This window comes from Flavobacterium sp. PS2, assembly GCF_046250155.1.
In the GTDB taxonomy this organism is placed as follows: Bacteria; Bacteroidota; Bacteroidia; order Flavobacteriales; family Flavobacteriaceae; genus Flavobacterium.
In genome coordinates, this window is the sequence record NZ_CP176426.1 from 3,528,369 (window position 1) to 3,547,529 (window position 19,161).

Sequence of the window (19,161 nt, forward strand, 5' to 3'; positions counted from 1 at the left end):
AGTTCTTTTAAAAAACATTATTATATTTCATATTAAATGAATTGTCAGACATGAATAACAATCCGAAAAATTCAAAAAAGGCTAATATGGAAGGGATTAATGTCCAACAAAAGAGTATGTATAATATGCCCTGTGTAGATTTTCCTAGATAAAATTTATGAATTCCAATTCCTCCCAAAAAGAAAGTCAATATTGTTGCTGTTAGTTTACTTTTCATAATTTACATTTTAGATATTATTTCAGTTTTTTTGATATCAAATTCTTCTTGTGTAATGATTTCACCATCTAATAACTTTTTTAATTTTTGCAATATTTCTAATGGATCTTCTTTTGTTTCTACATTTTGCGGCATTGCAGTTCCTGCATTGACGATAATACCGCCTCCGGCAATGGCTCTTTTAGTTTCAAGATCATGTTGACGTCTGTATTCAATCATGTTTTCTTCTTTTTCCTGAGCAAACTGATATAATTTTCTTGCTTGAGCTTTAGGAAGATAATCGAGCATATTAACGTTACCTTTGATTGTTTTCATTGAGAAAGTTGCTCCCATGATACCTTCTTTCATGTGACAATCGAGAATGTCTTTCCAAGCATAATCTTGAAAATCCATTGAAAGGCCTAAATTTCGTGGTCTGCAGAATATTATTCTTTTATTTGTTAATGCAATACAATCTGGAGATAGGTTTAGTGCAGGCTTTTTTTGTACAGCAACATATTCTATTTGCTCCCCAGAGGTGAGTAGACCACTAACTTTTGACAGTAGTTTCTCAACTGCTTTAGGATCTTGTTCTTCATTTAAAAATTTCTTCAAATCGTTTATCATATCATTTATTATTAGGAATGAGTGTATGGTTGTTTTTCTTTAACAAACTTAAGCTCATTGTAAAACAGTTTATTACGGCTTTCCACATTCAGTAAAATAATAAATGAAATAAAATTGTTTAGTTTTAAAGGAGAGTTACAATAATCAGAAGAGGATTAAGGAAAGCGCTCAAAATAGGGTTATACTTTTTTGTATCTATTTATAATTGCAAGTATGAGTAGTACGATTAGAAAAGTAAGTATTGCTGGAATGAAAAGTAACTTCCAATCTATATCAATATATCCCGATATAGCACCTAAAAGTGCTATACCAAAAGATAGTAAGAAACAAAGAAGAGTTGTTTTAAGTATAATTTTGTTTTTGGGAGAGATACTTCTTGTCAAACATTTTTTTGACAGAAGTATAAAATAATTGCTCTTCATAAAATAAGTTTTGGAAAGCCAAACTTATAAATCGGCAATAGAGTATCCTTACGGAAATCCGTAAAGAAAGTAAATGAAACAAAAGGAGAGTTTATATTAAGCCCAAATCTTTGGCAATTGCCACAAGATGTGTTGGATTATTGGCTTTAAAGTAGACTTTAAGTTTATTAATGCGTTTTTCAATTGTACTTTTACTATTTGGAGTAATACCAACTTCTTTAAATTTAGCTTCCATACTATCCTGAGAAACACCTATCGAGAGATATTTAATAAGTTGAATATCATAATTGTCTATCTCATTAGTCGTTTTATCCTGAAGAATATAGTTTAATTCTTGAGGAAGATATTTCTTATCCGTATCGAAAGTATTTTGTATCGCTTTCTTTAATTCAGGGATACTATTACGGCCTTTCATTACAAAGCCATTGATATTATATTTATCGAATAGAGACTTTATACGATAGGCTTTATCTTCAATAGAAAATGCGATTATTTTAATTTCAGGGAATAATAGTTTTACAGCAGTAATAAGTTCTTCGCCCGAATTTAGATTAGTTTCTCTATGATCAGGTTTAAAAGATAAATCAGTTATTAATAATTGATAAGGTTGATTATCAAGAAGGCCTTTTTTTATTTTAAGTAAAGCATCATCGCAATATTTAGCATATTCTATTTCGGGAACATTTAGTTCTTGGAGAACTTGTACAACTGCAATATCATTAAAATCTATATCTTCGGCTATTAAAACTTTTGTAAACATATGCTTATATTATTTTGGAAATGAAATTTTGGCTTTTAACCCTTTGTTAGGCTCAGATTCAAAAGTAAGAGTTCCTTTTATGCTTTGGATACGGTTTTCCGCATTTTTAAGACCATTTCTTAAATTCATTTTTTCACCAAAACCAACTCCATTATCAGAGTAACTTATTTGTATTTGTTTATCATTTTCTTCAAAACCAATAACAACAAAACTACATTGACTATGTTTTTTCATATTAACAAGCAATTCTTGCAATACTCTGTAAGTTGCGATTTTCTTTTCAGATTCAATTTTAGACCAATTAATATCATTATTATCCTTAATAATTACGTTTACATTACTTCCGTTATAGCTAGATAACATGTCTTTTAATTCACTTTCAAAGTTTTCTCCCGTATCTATAGTACTGTTTTGCCTGGATATATTTCGAGTTCCAGAATAAATAGTGTCTAAATTTGAAAGGAGGATTTCCTTATTTTCATCTGTAGATAAGTCTTTTGTCTCTGCCAAAACTATGGTATGATACACTTCATTAGCAAGTTCATCATGTAGTTTTTTCGAAATTCTAGTTTCAGATTCGTAAATAGCAGCAGTCTTTTCTCGTTTTCCTTTTGTAGTTAAATAGTAATAAAGAAACAAAAGTGAACCCAAAACAAATCCAACTACAATATATAAGGTTAAATTTCTATTTTTTGCTTTTTCTAATTGTAAAGCATTTTCTGCTTTTTGGGCTTTTAAATGGAGATTTTCTTCGCGATCTTTTTTAGAATCATATTTTATCTTTGCAAATTGATTCTTTGCTTTTTGCCTTGCTTTGGTAATGCTGTCGTTAATTTTTAAGAAGAGTAATGTTGTTTTCTTTAACTTCTCGCCATTAGAGTTTTCAATTAATAACTTCAATGCTATTAGTTGATCATTCGCATTACTTACTTTAGTTGCTTTTTGGTAGGCTAAATCTGCATATTCATTAGCAAGTTTAGGATTGTTTTTGAAATATAGTTCAGATAGATGAAGATAACTTGTTGTTATGCCAAAGTCATCATTTATCTTCTGCCTTATCAACTTCGATTGGTTTATATATTCGAGTGCTTTTATATTACCTGATTTATAATATGCATATCCTAAATTATCGAGTATTCGGGCATAGTTTTCTGAATTTTCTGTAATATCTTTTTTTAGAGTTAAAGGATAAAGAATGTTTATTGCTTTTTTATAATTTGCTTTTCCTATATATACGACGGCAATATTATTATTTAAAATATCTTTTTGAAGTCCAATTTCTGCAAATTTAACAGCTTGATTGTAATTATAAATGGCATCATTATATTCATTTAATCGTTCATAATTTATCCCTATATTGTTGTAAACAGCGCATTTGTAAGTGGCACTTGTTTTTTCTTCAAAAAATGGGATTGCTTCAGTGGCACTAGTTTCACTACCAGAATAATCTCCTTGAATTTGCTGAGTAATTGCCATCTTCAAGTAAGCATAGATTATTTTTTCTCTTTCATTTGTTTCACATTCTAATCTTGCTTTATTGTAATAATAAAAAGCACTATCATAGACATGTTTATTAAAATGTTTTTCAGCTAATTCTAAATAATTATTATAGGCTGTATTCACTTTTTTTTCTGTAATAGGATTCGCTTTTCTTTCACAGGACAATATAGATAGAATTAAAGCTAAAATAAAAATCGGGAAATGGACTTGTTTAAGTTTCATTTCCCGAAAATACTGAAATTTAATTAAATTGAGGATGTTATTTAATTAACCAGATGACTATGGTTTCGGCGGAGAAATCGGAGTTTGGCCATTTTGTCCGTCACCCGGAGCATCTGCAGAAACATTTAATTTGCTTTTGCTTGTTGTTTCATCATCATCATTAGTACATGATACAAATACGATACTAGTTAATACAAAACACGATATTGCTATAATTCTTTTCATCTTAATTATTTTTAAAATTTGACATAAGTCGCCCCATCCGATTTCTGAAATCGAAATTTTGAACTGATTTTCAAACCGCTTCTGGCGGAATGTTCTTTTGATTTTTGAGGGAAGTAAAGCGTGTAGAAACAGTATGATTTTTATTTATACTTCCCGGATAAACTCGGTCTTACGGTTTTACGCACTTTTTTAAAGAATCAGTTTTGTACATTTGTTTTAACCTGCAGATTAAACCGGTAACTAATTCTGAGGCAAAGAAATGACAGCTTTGGCGGGGCATTGAGATGAAATTCCAGTAATGCTGATAATACTGCTGATTGCTGCAAAATGTTTAACAATTCCGATAAATGCTTATGAGTAAAATTACTTTTGAAGAATATAAAAATGCTATAAAAGCAAAATACCAAACTTATAAATTGGAAGAACCTACGGGTATTTTGCTGAATCTTTCACCTGCGCAATTGCGAAACTTATGTTTAATTATTTTTGATAAATCACTATCAGTAAATGATGAAAATACATTCAGAGTATTTCTAAACACGAAAGAAGGAGAGGATTTAAGGAGAGCTATTGAGCGATTTGAAATTGCAAGATTCCGACCTGTTATTTCTTTCTTAACTGGAGAGAAAGAATCGGATAATCCAGCAAGGATTGAATTGGCAGCAATTTTGGTTGACTTGGAAACGAGACCGTATAGCAAATTTTTAAAAGAAGAGTTGGTCATAAAGAAGCCAAAATCTATTTTAGAAGATTCTAATCTAACCATACCAAAAGATGGACCACTGCTGTTTATTGATACCAATGTCCACGCCCAATCTTTTGTTAGCAATTCTACAAATACTACAATTAAAGGAATGCCTTGGGTGAAAATAGTTTATCTGGTTTCGGCTTTTAGTTTTATTGGTTTGTTATTGGGATTATTAGTATGGAATTTTAATAATGATAGAGATTGTATAGTTTGGAATAAGGATCATTATGAAGAAATGCCTTGTGAAGAGGTTTCAAATACAATGACATTACTAAGTCCTATAGTAATGAAGAATGAAGAAGGGTTAATTTCTAATTTTAAAAAAATTAAGGCTTGCGATACAACAAGTTTTTTCAAAATGGGAAAGCCATGTATTTGGTACGGGAAGTCATTCGATGGTAATTATGAGTATTTTACAGCCCCAGGATTACATCCAGAAACAGGAAAGACATTAAGACCAATTACACAGTATATGATAGATAAACATATTCTAGAAAAGGATGAGAAATAAGTTTTGACATAAAGTCACAATATCAGCCTAAAGCAAAAAAGCCAATCTTTAGATTGGTTTTTTTGTTTGTTTTACTTTCTGAAAAACAGGTGTTTATACGTTTAAATAAGTTCTTTTATTATTGTTCTTTTATTCTGACCTAATTGGATATCATGAAAAAGATTCATGAATAAGCAAATATCATTGAGAGTATATAAACTCAATCATACAATTAGAAAGTAAATACCTAACTAAAAATAAGTTGTCCAAAGAGCTGATTTTCAAATTGATTAGCGATTATATTAAAACAGTACATACGTAATTACATTTTTTATTTAATAATTTAAAACGATATTCAATGGACTTTAAAATGCAACTAGAACAAATTGGTCAACAGCCAGACATGATTCTTATCATTACAGATGAGCAAAGAGCGACACAACATTTTCCACCAGGTTGGGAAGAGAAAAATCTTCCAACACTTACATTTCTTAAAGAAAACGGATTTAGTTTCGATAGAGCTTTTTGCAATACCTGTATGTGTTCCCCAAGTCGGGCTACATTATTTACAGGAATGTATCCTGCCAAGCATGGCGTTAGTCAGACATTAACAGAAGGAGGACTTTTATCGCCACAAGAACCAACACTCGATAACACTTTACCAAATATTATGAATGTACTTTGGGCAGATGGATATGATGTTCAATACAGAGGGAAATGGCATATGAGTAAAGGAGTTGCGCCCAATGGCACAAAGACCAATTATGATGATTTAACACCAGCTGATATTTCATTATTTGGGGCAATGGGCTGGATAGCTCCAGATGCAGGTGAAGATGTAAATCCGTTGAATTTTGGTGGAGGATATGCAAATCATGATGCAAGATATACTGCAGAAGCAATACAATATTTGAAAGAAGTAAAAACAAGAAGAGCAGCAGGAGATCATAAACCATATTGCCTGATCCTTTCATTAGTTAATCCACATGATGTTTTGGCTTATCCAAAATCTGCTGGCACTTCAGGATACCATCCAGATAGTTGGACAGGTAGAGAAATTGAACTACCAGTAACAGTAAATGAAAATTTGCTGGAGAATAAGAAACCGATGGCACAAGAACAAATTTTAATTAACATGGCACTTAGCTTAGGAGCAATAGCAACACCAGAAGAAAAATTAAATTATATTAACTTTTATGGATATTTGCTAAGTCATGTTGACAAAGAAATTGGCTACCTAATCAAAGAATTATACAAAGAAGATGAAAACGGAAATAAATTAGCAGACAGAGCAATTGTAACATTAACATCAGATCATGGAGAAATGGGATTAGCACATGGAGGTTTACGTCAGAAAACCTTTGTAGCTTACGAAGAAGCATTAAGAGTCCCACTTGTAATATCTAATCCTATTTTATTTAAGGATAAAGAAACTAAAAAATCTATGGCATTGGCAACCTTGGCAGATATCATGCCTACATTGCTAGAAATCGCCAATGTATCAAATCCACCTACAGGACTTGCAGGTACAAGCTTATTGCCAATAATAGAGGATGGAACACCAGTTCAGGAAAGCATTTTATTTACATACGATGATATTAAGGCAGGGTCAAATAGTAATTGGGCAATAGTAAAAGCAGCTAATCGCATTCGATGCATAAGAACAGAAAAGTGGAAATTCGATTATTACTTCGATGCCTCAAGCGCTTATTTCAAACAATACGAACTATACGATTTAGTAAATGATCCATTAGAAATTACCAATCTTGCTTATGATCCAGGATATAGCGAAATAAGAATGGAATTAGAAGAGCAATTACATCAGCTCGAAGTAGACAAACTTTGGGTAAATGCACCTACAGATGTCTTTAATACTGTAAAATTCAACTAAAAATAATTTAGCGACATAGTAATGTAAAAGGGCAAACAGATAAATAATCTAAAAACACACATTATGTCACAAAATTTAAAACAAGAAGTAAACACAGTTAGTTATATGGATTTTAATAATCCAAATGGACAAACAACAATACAAGGAATAAGAGGAGTTTCAGAATCTGAAAATGTTTACATAACAGCAAGTTTGTTAGGACAAAATAGCATTGTTCAGGGGCTGATTTATGAAGGGAAGCTATTAGGTAATGGTAATGCAGGAAAATGGCATGTCATTAATTTTCCAAGTACAGCTTCAGAGATAGTTACCAATACCTCTTGTTATGGGCCTAATAATGGAACTAACGGAAATATACAAATTGTTGGATCTTATAAGATAACAACATCAAGTGGAGGATTCCCAAGCGGAAATCTTGGATTTTATTATGAAGGACCACTTGATGGTTCAGGAATATGGACACCAGTAACCCCAAACGGAGGGAATACAAATAATGTATTCGTTCATAGTATAATGGAAGGAATTGCAGTTGGGAATTATGATGTAGAAAATGATAAGAATGGATATGCATTTCTATATGATATTAATACAAAAGAATATACAGAATTTAAATTACCAGATTCATTAACCAATACATTGTATGGTATTTGGCATAACGGAGGTAATAGTTATACAATAACAGGTGGTTATACTAGCCCTAAATTTGGAAAACTGAGTCAGGCATTTCTGGTCGATTATGATTCTAAAACAAAACAAATAAGTAATTTAAAATCGTTTAGTTATAAAAACGAAACAACCATGTCGATAATTACACATTTTGAAGGTATTACAGCTTCTTCCAATAAAGGCTATAATTTGGCTGCCGATTGGGTAACTATAAACGGAGAGGGTAGTGGAGCATCATTTGTTTACGTAAATCGAAATTCTGATGGAACATTTGGAGAAGCGAATTGGATAGATATTGAATTTCCAGATTCAAATATCACAAGTGCTAATACCGTATATAAAAATAATATATTAGGTATTTATGTAGTCAAGAATGATTCAGGTACAACAACTATTTCTTCCTATACAGCAAAAATTGAATAGGATAAATAGCTAATAAATAATAGAACTAAGTTTTTTATAGCATGATATTAAAAACAAAAAGCCCAATCGTAAGATTGGGCTTTTATATAAGTAAGTAATATAAATTGAGTTTATAAAACGTTTATTTTACTTTGTTAAGTACTGCTTTGAAAGCTTCTGGGTGATTCATTGCTAAATCTGCAAGAACTTTACGGTTCAATTCGATTCCGTTAGCTTTTACTTTCCCCATGAATTGAGAGTAAGACATTCCTTCCAATCTAGCTCCAGCGTTGATACGTTGAATCCATAAAGCACGGAAATTTCTCTTATTCACTTTTCTGTCACGGTAAGCGTAGCACATTGCTTTCTCTACCGCATTTTTAGCAACTGTCCAAACGTTTTTACGTCTACCAAAGAAACCTTTGGCTTGCTTCATTATCTTTTTTCTTCTTGCTCTTTTAGCAACTGAATTTACTGATCTTGGCATAATTTTTATGTGTTTTTGTAGATGGCGTCCCGAATTTAATCAAGGGAACTTATCGGCCATACTCCAAGGTTATTTTTAAATTTTTTAACCTAAAGAATTATTAGATAATTCTTAATTGTTGTTTGATGCTTTTCATATCTGTTTTGTGAACTAACGCTGAATGTGTCAAAGCTAATTTACGTTTTTTAGATTTTTTAGTCAAGATGTGACTTTTAAAAGCATGCTTTCTTTTAATCTTTCCAGAACCAGTAACTTTAAAACGTTTCTTGGCGCTAGATTTTGTTTTCATTTTAGGCATTTTTCCTAGTGTTTTAATTTATTCTTACTTACTTATATTTTCAAGAGCTTTAGGCTTTAGGCTTTAAGCTTTAGGCAAAAGTTTACAATAACAGTTTGCTTAAAGCTTAAGACTTATTGCTTATAGCAAATAATTATTTTTTCTTCTTCGGAGCAATGAACATAATCATTCTCTTTCCTTCCAGAACTGGCATAGCTTCTACTTTACCGTACTCTTCAAGATCGGTAGCCAATCTTAATAGTAAAATCTGACCTTGATCTTTATAGATAATAGAACGTCCTTTAAAGAATACAAATGCTTTTAATTTAGCACCCTCTTTCAGGAATTTTTCAGCGTTCTTTCTCTTAAACTCATAATCATGCTCATCAGTTTGAGGACCAAAGCGAATTTCTTTCACCACAACTTGTGTTGATTTTGCTTTCAGTGCCTTATCACGTTTCTTTTGTTCGTAAACAAATTTCTTGTAATCCATGATTTTACAAACTGGCGGCTCTGCATTTGGCGAAATCTCAACTAGATCTAATTCAAATTGATCAGCTAATCTTAGAGCTTCGGCTATTTTAAAAACCCCAGGCTCTATGTTTTCGCCTACAAGGCGTACTTCAGGAACACGAATAAGATTGTTTATTCTGTGTGCATCTTTTTTTTCTACGCGAGGTTGGTAACCTCTGTTGCTTCTTATTGCTATGACTTTATAATTTAAGTTAAACTGTAAATACTTTTAATGTCTTTTTTATTTCTTCGTCTACAATTGCGACAAATTCATCAATTGTAACTGTAATATTTCCTTTACCTTCTTGACCGTGACGACGGATAGAAATAGTTCCATTTTTCTCCTCTTCCTCACCTACGATTAGCATAAACGGTAGTTTTTGCATTTCTGCATCTCTAATTTTCTTACCTATTGTCTCACTTCTGTTGTCAATTAGGGCGCGAATTTCGTGATTTTCTAGCAAATCTAAAACTTTTTTAGCATATATTTCATATTTCTCGCTCAAAGACAAGATTATAGCCTGTTCAGGCATCAGCCAAAGTGGGAAATTTCCTGCCGTGTGTTCTAGCAAAATTGCAATAAAACGTTCCATAGAACCAAAAGGTGCTCTGTGAATCATTACAGGTCTATGTAATTCATTGTCAGCTCCTTTGTAAGTCAATTCAAAACGCTCAGGTAAGTTATAGTCAACCTGGATAGTTCCTAGTTGCCATTGTCTTCCCAAAGCATCTTTAACCATAAAATCTAGTTTAGGACCATAAAAAGCAGCTTCACCATATTCAACCACAGTGTTTAAGCCTTTATCGGCAGCAGCATTGATAATCGCATTCTCAGCTTTTTCCCAATTTTCGTCACTACCAATATATTTATCTCTATTTTCTTTATCACGTAAAGAAATCTGAGCCGTAAAGTTTTCAAAACCTAAAGAACCAAATACGTAAAGAACCAAGTCAATTACTTTCTTAAACTCTTCGTCCAATTGTTCCGGAGTACAAAAAATATGAGCATCATCCTGAGTAAACCCACGTACACGAGTTAATCCATGTAATTCCCCAGATTGCTCGTATCTATATACAGTACCAAATTCAGCATAACGCTTAGGTAAATCTTTATATGACCAAGGTCTTACATTGTAAATCTCACAGTGATGAGGGCAGTTCATTGGTTTTAGCAAAAACTCTTCCCCTTCAGCAGGAGTATGAATAGGCTGGAAACTATCAGCACCATATTTAGCATAATGACCAGAAGTAACATATAGCTCTTTTTGTCCAATATGCGGAGTAACTACTTGTTCGTAACCTGCTTTTTTCTGAGCCTTCTTTAAAAACTGCTCAAGTCTGTCGCGTAAAGCAGCACCCTTAGGTAGCCACAAAGGTAAACCTTGGCCAACTTTCTGAGAGAAAGCAAATAATTCAAGCTCCTTACCTAATTTACGGTGATCACGACGTTTCGCCTCCTCAAGAAGTTCTAAATATTCAGTTAAATCTTTTTGTTTAGGGAAAGACGTTCCATAAACACGAGTTAATTGTTTGTTTTTCTCATCACCTCTCCAGTAAGCACCTGCAACACTCATAACCTTCATAGCCTTGATGATTCCAGTATTCGGAATATGACCACCACGGCATAAGTCAGTAAAAGTAGCATGATCACAAAACGTTATTGTTCCGTCTTCAAGATTAGAGATTAACTCAGTCTTGTATACGTTATCCTTGTATAATTCCAAAGCTTCAGCTTTGCTTACAGGGCGCATTTTAAATTCATGTTTACCTCTTGAAATTTCAAGAACACGATCTTCAATCTTTTTAAAGTCAGCATCAGATATCTTTTGGTCACCAAAATCAACATCGTAATAAAAACCATTAGAGATAGCAGGTCCTAGAGTTAGTTTAATCCCAGGGAAAAGTTCCTCAAGAGCTTGAGCCATTACGTGCGAAGTCGAATGCCAAAAAGCTTTTTTACCCTCAGCATCATTCCATGTATATAAAATAAGACTACCATCCGTCGTCAGAGGAGTTTCGGTTTCAATAGTTGTACCATTAAAAGATGCCGAAATCACGTTTCGGGCGAATCCTTCACTAATGCTTTTCGCAACCTCCATAGGAGTTACGCCAGCAGCAAACTCTCTAATTGACCCATCGGGCAAAGTAATCTTAATCATTGTTTATAATTTTATGAATGCAAATATAGTGGATTACAAAAATACATACAATATATATGTATAAGTTTATACTATATATAGGAGTAGATTTTTATAAGGAGCTTAATCCTGCTATTTACTCCAATCTTTTATGCCGAACCACGGCATAAAAGGATTTCCGCTTCTATCAGGGCTAGGAGAGCAGGTTTGCAAGATAAGAGGTGTTTTATAGGGAAAGAAAACCCTGGTTTTTGTGATGGCTATTATATTAGGTTAAGGAAAGTAGGTTTGTTAGTTGTATTTAGGAAGATAATGTCTTGATTTCTTCTTTTAGGATAGATATAAAGAAGATCTTATGCAGGTGAGTTATTAAAAAATACCCCGTTTTAATGTAAACCTTGCAAAATTGATACTTTTTGAATAGTTATTTTTGTCGAAATGATAAATTGTATCAGAAAATACTTAAAAATAGTAAATTTTGTTAAAATGTAAACTTAATATTGTCAGAGTGTTAAGGGATAAGTCTGGAAATAAACCAAAAATACTCCATAAAAAGTATTGATTATCTATATAAAGGTGGTAGTTTTGCACCCGCAACAACGACAAACGTTCCTTTAAATACTGACAAGCAAGACGAATCAAATTAGAAATAAAATTCTAAAAAAAAGATTTAGAAAAGCTTGTGAGAATGGAAAACGGATGTTACATTTGCACCCCGCAAAACAACGGAAAGTTCCTTGAAAGATTGATAAGAAAGAAGAAAACGGAAACGAAAATTTTCCAAAAAAAAACTTCACAAATTTCTTGCCAGTTAGAAAAGACTTTTCTACTTTTGCACCCGCTTTGAGAAACAAGCGATATTAAAAAAGAAGAACACGTTCCTAGACATATTGAATTGACAGCCGTTTTAAGAGAGATCTTAGAACAACAAAATAAGAGTAATAGAATCGATAGATTTGAATAAAACCGATAGAATCATTAGTCGAATATAATATTAAAATATACGATGAAGAGTTTGATCCTGGCTCAGGATGAACGCTAGCGGCAGGCTTAACACATGCAAGTCGAGGGGTATACTTCTTCGGAAGTAGAGACCGGCGCACGGGTGCGTAACGCGTATGCAATCTACCTTTTACAGAGGGATAGCCCAGAGAAATTTGGATTAATACCTCATAGTATAATAGCTCGGCATCGAGCAATTATTAAAGTCACAACGGTAAAAGATGAGCATGCGTCCCATTAGCTAGTTGGTAAGGTAACGGCTTACCAAGGCTACGATGGGTAGGGGTCCTGAGAGGGAGATCCCCCACACTGGTACTGAGACACGGACCAGACTCCTACGGGAGGCAGCAGTGAGGAATATTGGACAATGGGCGCAAGCCTGATCCAGCCATGCCGCGTGCAGGATGACGGTCCTATGGATTGTAAACTGCTTTTGTACAGGAAGAAACAGTTCTACGTGTAGAACCTTGACGGTACTGTAAGAATAAGGATCGGCTAACTCCGTGCCAGCAGCCGCGGTAATACGGAGGATCCAAGCGTTATCCGGAATCATTGGGTTTAAAGGGTCCGTAGGCGGTTTAATAAGTCAGTGGTGAAAGCCCATCGCTCAACGGTGGAACGGCCATTGATACTGTTAAACTTGAATTATTAGGAAGTAACTAGAATATGTAGTGTAGCGGTGAAATGCTTAGAGATTACATGGAATACCAATTGCGAAGGCAGGTTACTACTAATTGATTGACGCTGATGGACGAAAGCGTGGGTAGCGAACAGGATTAGATACCCTGGTAGTCCACGCCGTAAACGATGGATACTAGCTGTTGGGAGCAATTTCAGTGGCTAAGCGAAAGTGATAAGTATCCCACCTGGGGAGTACGTTCGCAAGAATGAAACTCAAAGGAATTGACGGGGGCCCGCACAAGCGGTGGAGCATGTGGTTTAATTCGATGATACGCGAGGAACCTTACCAAGGCTTAAATGTAGATTGACCGGTTTGGAAACAGATCTTTCGCAAGACAATTTACAAGGTGCTGCATGGTTGTCGTCAGCTCGTGCCGTGAGGTGTCAGGTTAAGTCCTATAACGAGCGCAACCCCTGTTGTTAGTTGCCAGCGAGTCATGTCGGGAACTCTAACAAGACTGCCAGTGCAAACTGTGAGGAAGGTGGGGATGACGTCAAATCATCACGGCCCTTACGCCTTGGGCTACACACGTGCTACAATGGCCGGTACAGAGAGCAGCCACTGGGCGACCAGGAGCGAATCTATAAAACCGGTCACAGTTCGGATCGGAGTCTGCAACTCGACTCCGTGAAGCTGGAATCGCTAGTAATCGGATATCAGCCATGATCCGGTGAATACGTTCCCGGGCCTTGTACACACCGCCCGTCAAGCCATGGAAGCTGGGGGTGCCTGAAGTCGGTGACCGCAAGGAGCTGCCTAGGGTAAAACTGGTAACTAGGGCTAAGTCGTAACAAGGTAGCCGTACCGGAAGGTGCGGCTGGAACACCTCCTTTCTAGAGCCCTATATGTTAGCATTTATGCACGTTAGGGAAAGAAGACGAATTGACCTATAGGTTAAATTGAAGATTATATTACTCTGCTGTTAGTTCAAATAATACAATTAAGTAAAACAGAGTCTCGTAGCTCAGCTGGTTAGAGTACTACACTGATAATGTAGGGGTCGGCAGTTCGAGTCTGCCCGGGACTACTTTTTAAAAAGTAATTGACAATTAATAATTGATAATTTCTAATTAGAAAGACTGTAAGCTTAAAAAAGGAAATTCTAGAAGTTGGAATTCACCAAAAGAAATTAGATAAGAATTAAGAAGTCTAAAATCTGAATTCTACAATCTAAGATTGAAAAATGGGGGATTAGCTCAGCTGGCTAGAGCGCCTGCCTTGCACGCAGGAGGTCAACGGTTCGACTCCGTTATTCTCCACAAAAAGCTATAAGCCGTAGGCTATAAGCTTAATGCCTAAAGCGTAAAGCCTAAAGCATAATAAAGTTCATTGACATATTGAGATAAGAAAATAATAAAAAGTAGAAAGCATTTTTTATTGACAGTAGTAATACTGGATATAAAGAAAACGGTCTTGATTTATCAAGACTGGTACAATAAGCAAAATAAGGGCGTATGGGGGATGCCTTGGCTCTCAGAGGCGATGAAAGGCGTGATAAGCTGCGAAAAGTTACGGGGATCGGCACACACGACTTGATCCGTAAATACCTGAATGGGGCAACCCACTATGTTGAAGACATAGTACACCGATAGGTGGGCAAACCCGCTGAACTGAAACATCTAAGTAGGCGGAGGAGAAGAAAACAAAAGTGATTCCGTAAGTAGTGGCGAGCGAACGCGGATTAGCCCAAACCAATGTTGTTACGGCAATGTTGGGGTTGTAGGACCACGACATTTCTTGCACAAAGAATTAGAATCTACTGGAAAGTAGAACCATAGAGGGTGATAGTCCCGTATAGGTAATGAGTGTAAAGGATAGTGGTATCCTGAGTAGGGCGGGGCACGTGAAACCCTGTCTGAATTTGGCGGGACCATCCGCTAAGGCTAAATACTCCTGAGAGACCGATAGTGAACCAGTACCGTGAGGGAAAGGTGAAAAGAACCGTGAATAACGGAGTGAAATAGATCCTGAAACCATACGCTTACAAGCGGTCGGAGCCCTTTCGTGGGGTGACGGCGTGCCTTTTGCATAATGAGCCTACGAGTTAACGTTGCTGGCAAGGATAAGTGGTTAAGCCACGGATCCGTAGCGAAAGCGAGTCTGAATAGGGCGCTTTAGTCAGTAGTGTTAGACGCGAAACCGTGTGATCTACCCATGGGCAGGTTGAAGCTGTGGTAACACACAGTGGAGGACCGAACCGGTTGACGTTGAAAAGTCTTCGGATGACCTGTGGGTAGGGGTGAAAGGCCAATCAAACTCGGAAATAGCTCGTACTCCCCGAAATGCATTTAGGTGCAGCGTTGTGCATAAAGTTATATAGAGGTAGAGCTACTGATTGGATGCGGGGGCTTCACCGCCTACCAATTCCTGACAAACTCCGAATGCTATATAATGTTTCACAACAGTGAGGGCTTGGGTGCTAAGGTCCAAGTCCGAGAGGGAAAGAACCCAGACCATCAGCTAAGGTCCCCAAATATATGTTAAGTTGAAAGAACGAGGTTTGTCTGCCCAGACAGCTAGGATGTTGGCTTGGAAGCAGCCATTCATTTAAAGAGTGCGTAACAGCTCACTAGTCGAGCGGACGAGCATGGATAATAATCGGGCATAAACATATTACCGAAGCTATGGATTTTGACTTAGGTCAAAGTGGTAGGGGAGCATTCTAACAGGGTTGAAGGTGTGTCGTAAGGCATGCTGGACTGGTTAGAAAAGAAAATGTAGGCATAAGTAACGATAATGCGGGCGAGAAACCCGCACACCGAAAGACTAAGGTTTCCACAGCTATGCTAATCAGCTGTGGGTTAGTCGGGACCTAAGGCGAACCCGAAAGGGACAGTCGATGGACCACGGGTTAATATTCCCGTACTACTTATTACTGTGATGGGGTGACGGAGTGATGAAAGCGCCGCGAACTGACGGAATAGTTCGTTGAAGTACCTACCTATAAGCTGCGCAGGCAAATCCACGCGGCTTGGGGAAATACGATAGTACTCGGAGACTTCGGTCAAAGAGATAGTGCGCCTAAGGGCTTCCAAGAAAAACCTCTAAACTTCAGGTAATAAGTACCCGTACCGCAAACCGACACAGGTAGTCGAGGAGAGAATCCTAAGGTGCTCGAGAGATTCATGGCTAAGGAATTAGGCAAAATAGACCTGTAACTTCGGGAGAAAGGTCGCCAGCAGCAATGCTGGCCGCAGTGAAGAGGTCCAGGCGACTGTTTATCAAAAACACAGGGCTCTGCAAAATCGTAAGATGAAGTATAGGGCCTGACACCTGCCCGGTGCTGGAAGGTTAAGAGGAGATGTTATCTTCGGAGAAGCATTGAATTGAAGCCCCAGTAAACGGCGGCCGTAACTATAACGGTCCTAAGGTAGCGAAATTCCTTGTCGGGTAAGTTCCGACCTGCACGAATGGTGTAACGATCTGGACACTGTCTCAGCCATGAGCTCGGTGAAATTGTAGTAGCGGTGAAGATGCCGCTTACCCGCAGTGGGACGAAAAGACCCTGTGCACCTTTACTATAGCTTAGTATTGACCTTGGATAAATGATGTGTAGGATAGGTTGGAGACTGTGAAGTGGCGTCGCTAGGCGTTGTGGAGTCATTGTTGAAATACAACCCTTTGTTTATCTGAGGCCTAACCCCGCGATTGCGGGGGACATTGCTTGGTGGGTAGTTTGACTGGGGTGGTCGCCTCCAAAAGAGTAACGGAGGCTTCTAAAGGTTCCCTCAGTACGCTTGGTAACCGTGCGTAGAGTGCAATGGCATAAGGGAGCTTGACTGAGAGACATACAGGTCGATCAGGTACGAAAGTAGAGCATAGTGATCCGGTGGTTCCGCATGGAAGGGCCATCGCTCAAAGGATAAAAGGTACGCCGGGGATAACAGGCTGATCTCCCCCAAGAGCTCATATCGACGGGGGGGTTTGGCACCTCGATGTCGGCTCGTCACATCCTGGGGCTGGAGAAGGTCCCAAGGGTTGGGCTGTTCGCCCATTAAAGTGGCACGCGAGCTGGGTTCAGAACGTCGTGAGACAGTTCGGTCTCTATCTACTGTGGGCGCAAGAAATTTGAGTGGATCTGATTCTAGTACGAGAGGACCGAATTGGACAAACCTCTAGTGTATCTGTTGTTCCGCCAGGAGCACCGCAGAGTAGCTACGTTTGGAAGGGATAAGCGCTGAAAGCATATAAGCGCGAAACCCACCACAAGATGAGATTTCTTTTAAGGATCGTGGGAGATGACCACGTTGATAGGCTATAGATGTAAAGGCAGTAATGTCATAGTCGAGTAGTACTAATAATCCGTAAGCTTATGTACGCTTTTCCAGCCCCCTAACCCCCGAAGGGGGAACAAAGGGGCTGGGAGAAACTTTCTAAAAAAAACTTTTTTCTTTATCTCAGTGTGTTAAGATATTTGCTCGACGCAGAGCAGTTGATGGTTAATAGTTGATAGTTGCTGGAGAAATCCATCAACTGACAACCAAAAACCAACAACTAACAACCTTAAGGTGGTTATTGCGGCGGGGCTCACCTCTTCCCATCCCGAACAGAGTAGTTAAGCCCGCCTGCGCAGATGGTACTGCAGTTATGTGGGAGAGTATGTCGTCGCCTTTCTTTAGAATCCTCATCAAGTAATTGATGAGGATTTTTTTTTGGCTTTACTTTTTTGGGATTTTGTGAAAAGTTGTTTCGCAAAGTTCCGCAAAAAGAAAACACGAAGTTCCACGAAGAATTTTTGAAAGTTTTCAAAAGCCCACTATCGTGTTTGTGTATATTTTCTCTTATGCAATATTGTCACTCTGAGGAACGAAGGGGGACTCCATAAGAAACTAACGTAAAACATATCTAAAATTTGTGTTTACAGATATAGAGGTGGTTTCACTAGTTTGCGATTATTAACGTCTTTATTACGCTAGAATGGTAGTGTTTGGAAATGTTTTAGTGTTGTAGGATATATATCTTAAGTTTGGTTTTAAGATTTTTTAATAGAAATTTGGACTGTATTTTTGCTAAGAACTTGTTCTTAATTCTTTAACAGTGTATAAGTGATTAGTTTGGAAATAATTTATCAGTTTGCAATATACGTTGAAGTGTAATATAAAAAATGATGACCATTATAATTTTGAATAAAAAAGTTTTAATGGTTATCTGAATTACTCAATTTTTACTTGTAGTAATTGTTCTAATTGCTCTCTGTCTTTTATATAGATATTTCTTTTATCTATAATAATAGCGCCCTGTTCTTTAAATTGTTTAAGGCTTCTACCTAGACTTTCTTGTGATGTCCCAATAAGATTGGCTAAGTCATCACGTGTTAAGTCAATACCTTTGACAGTTAGTGAATTTCGATTGAATCTATTTTCCAACAATAGTAAAAATAGTGCCAATCGCGCATTTTGATTCTTTTGTGCCAATACTGTAATGATGTTTGCGAGAACTCCAAATTCATGACTAATATTTTTAATGACTTTTTGCTGTAAAGCAGGGATTTCTTGGAGTAGCTTCAAAAAATCATCCTTAGCTATAAAATTCACTTTTAAATCTTCGAGTGCCTCACAGGAGTCTTGATATCTTTCTTGCCCAAGTAGGGCGTGATATCCAAGTACATCATCTGATGTGTAAATATAAAATATTTGTTCGTCACCGGTAAAACCGCGCTTAAATTTTTTGGACTTACCTTTTTTTATTTGATAAATACCTGTAGGAATACCACCTTCGTAAAAAAGCATACTTCCTTTTTTTATGTTAAGGGGTTCCATAACACTTTCAACTGCTTGCTTTTCTGATTCAGTCAGGTTTTCAAAAAGCTGGTTACTTTGGAAATCAAATTTGGTAAAGAAATCTTTCATAAAACAAATATAACATTAATTAATAAAATATATAACATTTGTTATATATTTGTACAGCTATTTG

General features: G+C 36.4%; 14 protein-coding genes, 2 tRNA genes and 3 rRNA genes. 9 read left to right on the forward strand and 10 right to left on the reverse strand.

What is annotated here, in order from left to right; genetic code table 11:
- Positions 1 to 7: 7 nt before the first annotated feature.
- Both ACJ6WR_RS15495 and ACJ6WR_RS15500 read right to left on the reverse strand, forming a co-directional pair.
- Positions 8 to 217, reverse strand: coding sequence for a TM2 domain-containing protein (locus ACJ6WR_RS15495; RefSeq protein WP_086895576.1), 210 nt, complete (start codon positions 215 to 217; stop codon positions 8 to 10).
- A gap of 3 nt (positions 218 to 220) precedes the next feature.
- Complete coding sequence (locus tag ACJ6WR_RS15500; RefSeq protein ID WP_086895575.1) at positions 221 to 823, reverse strand: PH domain-containing protein; 603 nt, start codon at positions 821 to 823, stop codon at positions 221 to 223.
- Positions 824 to 1,036: 213 nt separating this feature from the next.
- Between ACJ6WR_RS15500 and ACJ6WR_RS15505 the strand changes: the two genes are divergently transcribed.
- Entirely contained in the window at positions 1,037 to 1,234 is a 198-nt protein-coding gene (locus ACJ6WR_RS15505; protein ID WP_039120490.1) for a hypothetical protein, read from the forward strand.
- 102 nt (positions 1,235 to 1,336) lie between these two features.
- On the opposite strand, the gene ACJ6WR_RS15510 is transcribed toward ACJ6WR_RS15505, so the two are convergent.
- From ACJ6WR_RS15510 to ACJ6WR_RS15520, 3 genes are all read right to left on the reverse strand, one after another.
- On the reverse strand, positions 1,337 to 2,005 hold the full coding sequence (locus ACJ6WR_RS15510) for a response regulator (protein ID WP_409415703.1): 669 nt from the start codon (positions 2,003 to 2,005) through the stop codon (positions 1,337 to 1,339).
- Between the two features lie 9 nt (positions 2,006 to 2,014).
- Positions 2,015 to 3,628, reverse strand: coding sequence for a hypothetical protein (locus ACJ6WR_RS15515; RefSeq protein ID WP_409415704.1), 1,614 nt, complete (start codon positions 3,626 to 3,628; stop codon positions 2,015 to 2,017).
- Between the two features lie 156 nt (positions 3,629 to 3,784).
- On the reverse strand, positions 3,785 to 3,952 hold the full coding sequence (locus ACJ6WR_RS15520; protein ID WP_165572324.1) for a hypothetical protein: 168 nt from the start codon (positions 3,950 to 3,952) through the stop codon (positions 3,785 to 3,787).
- Positions 3,953 to 4,305: 353 nt separating this feature from the next.
- Between ACJ6WR_RS15520 and ACJ6WR_RS15525 the strand changes: the two genes are divergently transcribed.
- From ACJ6WR_RS15525 to ACJ6WR_RS15535, 3 genes are all read left to right on the forward strand, one after another.
- Entirely contained in the window at positions 4,306 to 5,211 is a 906-nt protein-coding gene (locus ACJ6WR_RS15525) for a hypothetical protein (protein ID WP_409415705.1), read from the forward strand.
- Positions 5,212 to 5,548: 337 nt separating this feature from the next.
- Complete coding sequence (locus ACJ6WR_RS15530) at positions 5,549 to 7,081, forward strand: sulfatase-like hydrolase/transferase (RefSeq protein ID WP_409415706.1); 1,533 nt, start codon at positions 5,549 to 5,551, stop codon at positions 7,079 to 7,081.
- A 63-nt stretch (positions 7,082 to 7,144) separates the two neighbouring features.
- Positions 7,145 to 8,170 (forward strand): hypothetical protein, encoded by a 1,026-nt coding sequence (locus ACJ6WR_RS15535; RefSeq protein ID WP_086895570.1) that lies wholly within the window; start codon positions 7,145 to 7,147, stop codon positions 8,168 to 8,170.
- Between the two features lie 121 nt (positions 8,171 to 8,291).
- Here ACJ6WR_RS15535 and rplT read toward each other — a convergent pair whose 3' ends face one another.
- The 4 genes from rplT to thrS all read right to left on the reverse strand — a co-directional run bounded on the left by rplT (position 8,292) and on the right by thrS (position 11,585).
- On the reverse strand, positions 8,292 to 8,636 hold the full coding sequence (gene rplT / locus ACJ6WR_RS15540) for a 50S ribosomal protein L20 (RefSeq protein WP_035633036.1): 345 nt from the start codon (positions 8,634 to 8,636) through the stop codon (positions 8,292 to 8,294).
- Between the two features lie 100 nt (positions 8,637 to 8,736).
- Positions 8,737 to 8,934: a 50S ribosomal protein L35 gene (gene rpmI, locus ACJ6WR_RS15545; protein WP_022827375.1), complete on the reverse strand. Its 198-nt coding sequence runs from the start codon at positions 8,932 to 8,934 to the stop codon at positions 8,737 to 8,739.
- Positions 8,935 to 9,067: 133 nt separating this feature from the next.
- Positions 9,068 to 9,622 carry a translation initiation factor IF-3 gene (gene infC, locus ACJ6WR_RS15550; protein WP_369827407.1) on the reverse strand — a complete coding sequence of 185 codons (555 nt, stop codon included), beginning with the start codon at positions 9,620 to 9,622 and terminating at the stop codon, positions 9,068 to 9,070.
- 16 nt (positions 9,623 to 9,638) lie between these two features.
- Positions 9,639 to 11,585, reverse strand: coding sequence for a threonine--tRNA ligase (thrS, locus tag ACJ6WR_RS15555; RefSeq protein ID WP_039116434.1), 1,947 nt, complete (start codon positions 11,583 to 11,585; stop codon positions 9,639 to 9,641).
- 982 nt (positions 11,586 to 12,567) lie between these two features.
- Here thrS and ACJ6WR_RS15560 point away from each other — a divergent pair.
- The 5 genes from ACJ6WR_RS15560 (at position 12,568) to rrf (ending at position 17,862) form a co-directional block, all read left to right on the forward strand.
- A 16S ribosomal RNA gene (locus ACJ6WR_RS15560) occupies positions 12,568 to 14,081 on the forward strand.
- A 120-nt stretch (positions 14,082 to 14,201) separates the two neighbouring features.
- Positions 14,202 to 14,275 (forward strand) — tRNA-Ile (locus ACJ6WR_RS15565).
- A gap of 158 nt (positions 14,276 to 14,433) precedes the next feature.
- Positions 14,434 to 14,507: transfer RNA gene (locus tag ACJ6WR_RS15570), tRNA-Ala, on the forward strand.
- 174 nt (positions 14,508 to 14,681) lie between these two features.
- Positions 14,682 to 17,566: ribosomal RNA gene (locus ACJ6WR_RS15575) — 23S ribosomal RNA — on the forward strand.
- 186 nt (positions 17,567 to 17,752) lie between these two features.
- Positions 17,753 to 17,862, forward strand: a 5S ribosomal RNA gene (rrf, locus tag ACJ6WR_RS15580).
- The 16S, 23S and 5S rRNA genes sit together here with 2 tRNA genes alongside, the layout of an rRNA operon.
- Before the next feature lie 539 nt (positions 17,863 to 18,401).
- Here the strand turns inward: rrf and ACJ6WR_RS15585 are convergent.
- Positions 18,402 to 19,097 (reverse strand): Crp/Fnr family transcriptional regulator, encoded by a 696-nt coding sequence (locus ACJ6WR_RS15585; RefSeq protein ID WP_409415707.1) that lies wholly within the window; start codon positions 19,095 to 19,097, stop codon positions 18,402 to 18,404.
- Positions 19,098 to 19,161 lie beyond the last annotated feature (64 nt).

Bases quoted from the DNA above. Each gene is read 5' to 3' on its own strand.
- ACJ6WR_RS15495 (WP_086895576.1), bottom strand. From the start codon at position 217: ATGAAAAGTAAACTAACAGCAACAATATTGACTTTCTTTTTGGGAGGA.
- ACJ6WR_RS15500 (WP_086895575.1), bottom strand. From the start codon at position 823: ATGATAAACGATTTGAAGAAATTTTTAAATGAAGAACAAGATCCTAAA.
- ACJ6WR_RS15505 (WP_039120490.1), top strand. From the start codon at position 1,037: ATGAGTAGTACGATTAGAAAAGTAAGTATTGCTGGAATGAAAAGTAAC.
- ACJ6WR_RS15510 (WP_409415703.1), bottom strand. From the start codon at position 2,005: ATGTTTACAAAAGTTTTAATAGCCGAAGATATAGATTTTAATGATATT.
- ACJ6WR_RS15520 (WP_165572324.1), bottom strand. From the start codon at position 3,952: ATGAAAAGAATTATAGCAATATCGTGTTTTGTATTAACTAGTATCGTA.
- ACJ6WR_RS15525 (WP_409415705.1), top strand. From the start codon at position 4,306: ATGAGTAAAATTACTTTTGAAGAATATAAAAATGCTATAAAAGCAAAA.
- ACJ6WR_RS15530 (WP_409415706.1), top strand. From the start codon at position 5,549: ATGGACTTTAAAATGCAACTAGAACAAATTGGTCAACAGCCAGACATG.
- ACJ6WR_RS15535 (WP_086895570.1), top strand. From the start codon at position 7,145: ATGTCACAAAATTTAAAACAAGAAGTAAACACAGTTAGTTATATGGAT.
- rplT (WP_035633036.1), bottom strand. From the start codon at position 8,636: ATGCCAAGATCAGTAAATTCAGTTGCTAAAAGAGCAAGAAGAAAAAAG.
- rpmI (WP_022827375.1), bottom strand. From the start codon at position 8,934: ATGCCTAAAATGAAAACAAAATCTAGCGCCAAGAAACGTTTTAAAGTT.
- thrS (WP_039116434.1), bottom strand. From the start codon at position 11,585: ATGATTAAGATTACTTTGCCCGATGGGTCAATTAGAGAGTTTGCTGCT.
- ACJ6WR_RS15585 (WP_409415707.1), bottom strand. From the start codon at position 19,097: ATGAAAGATTTCTTTACCAAATTTGATTTCCAAAGTAACCAGCTTTTT.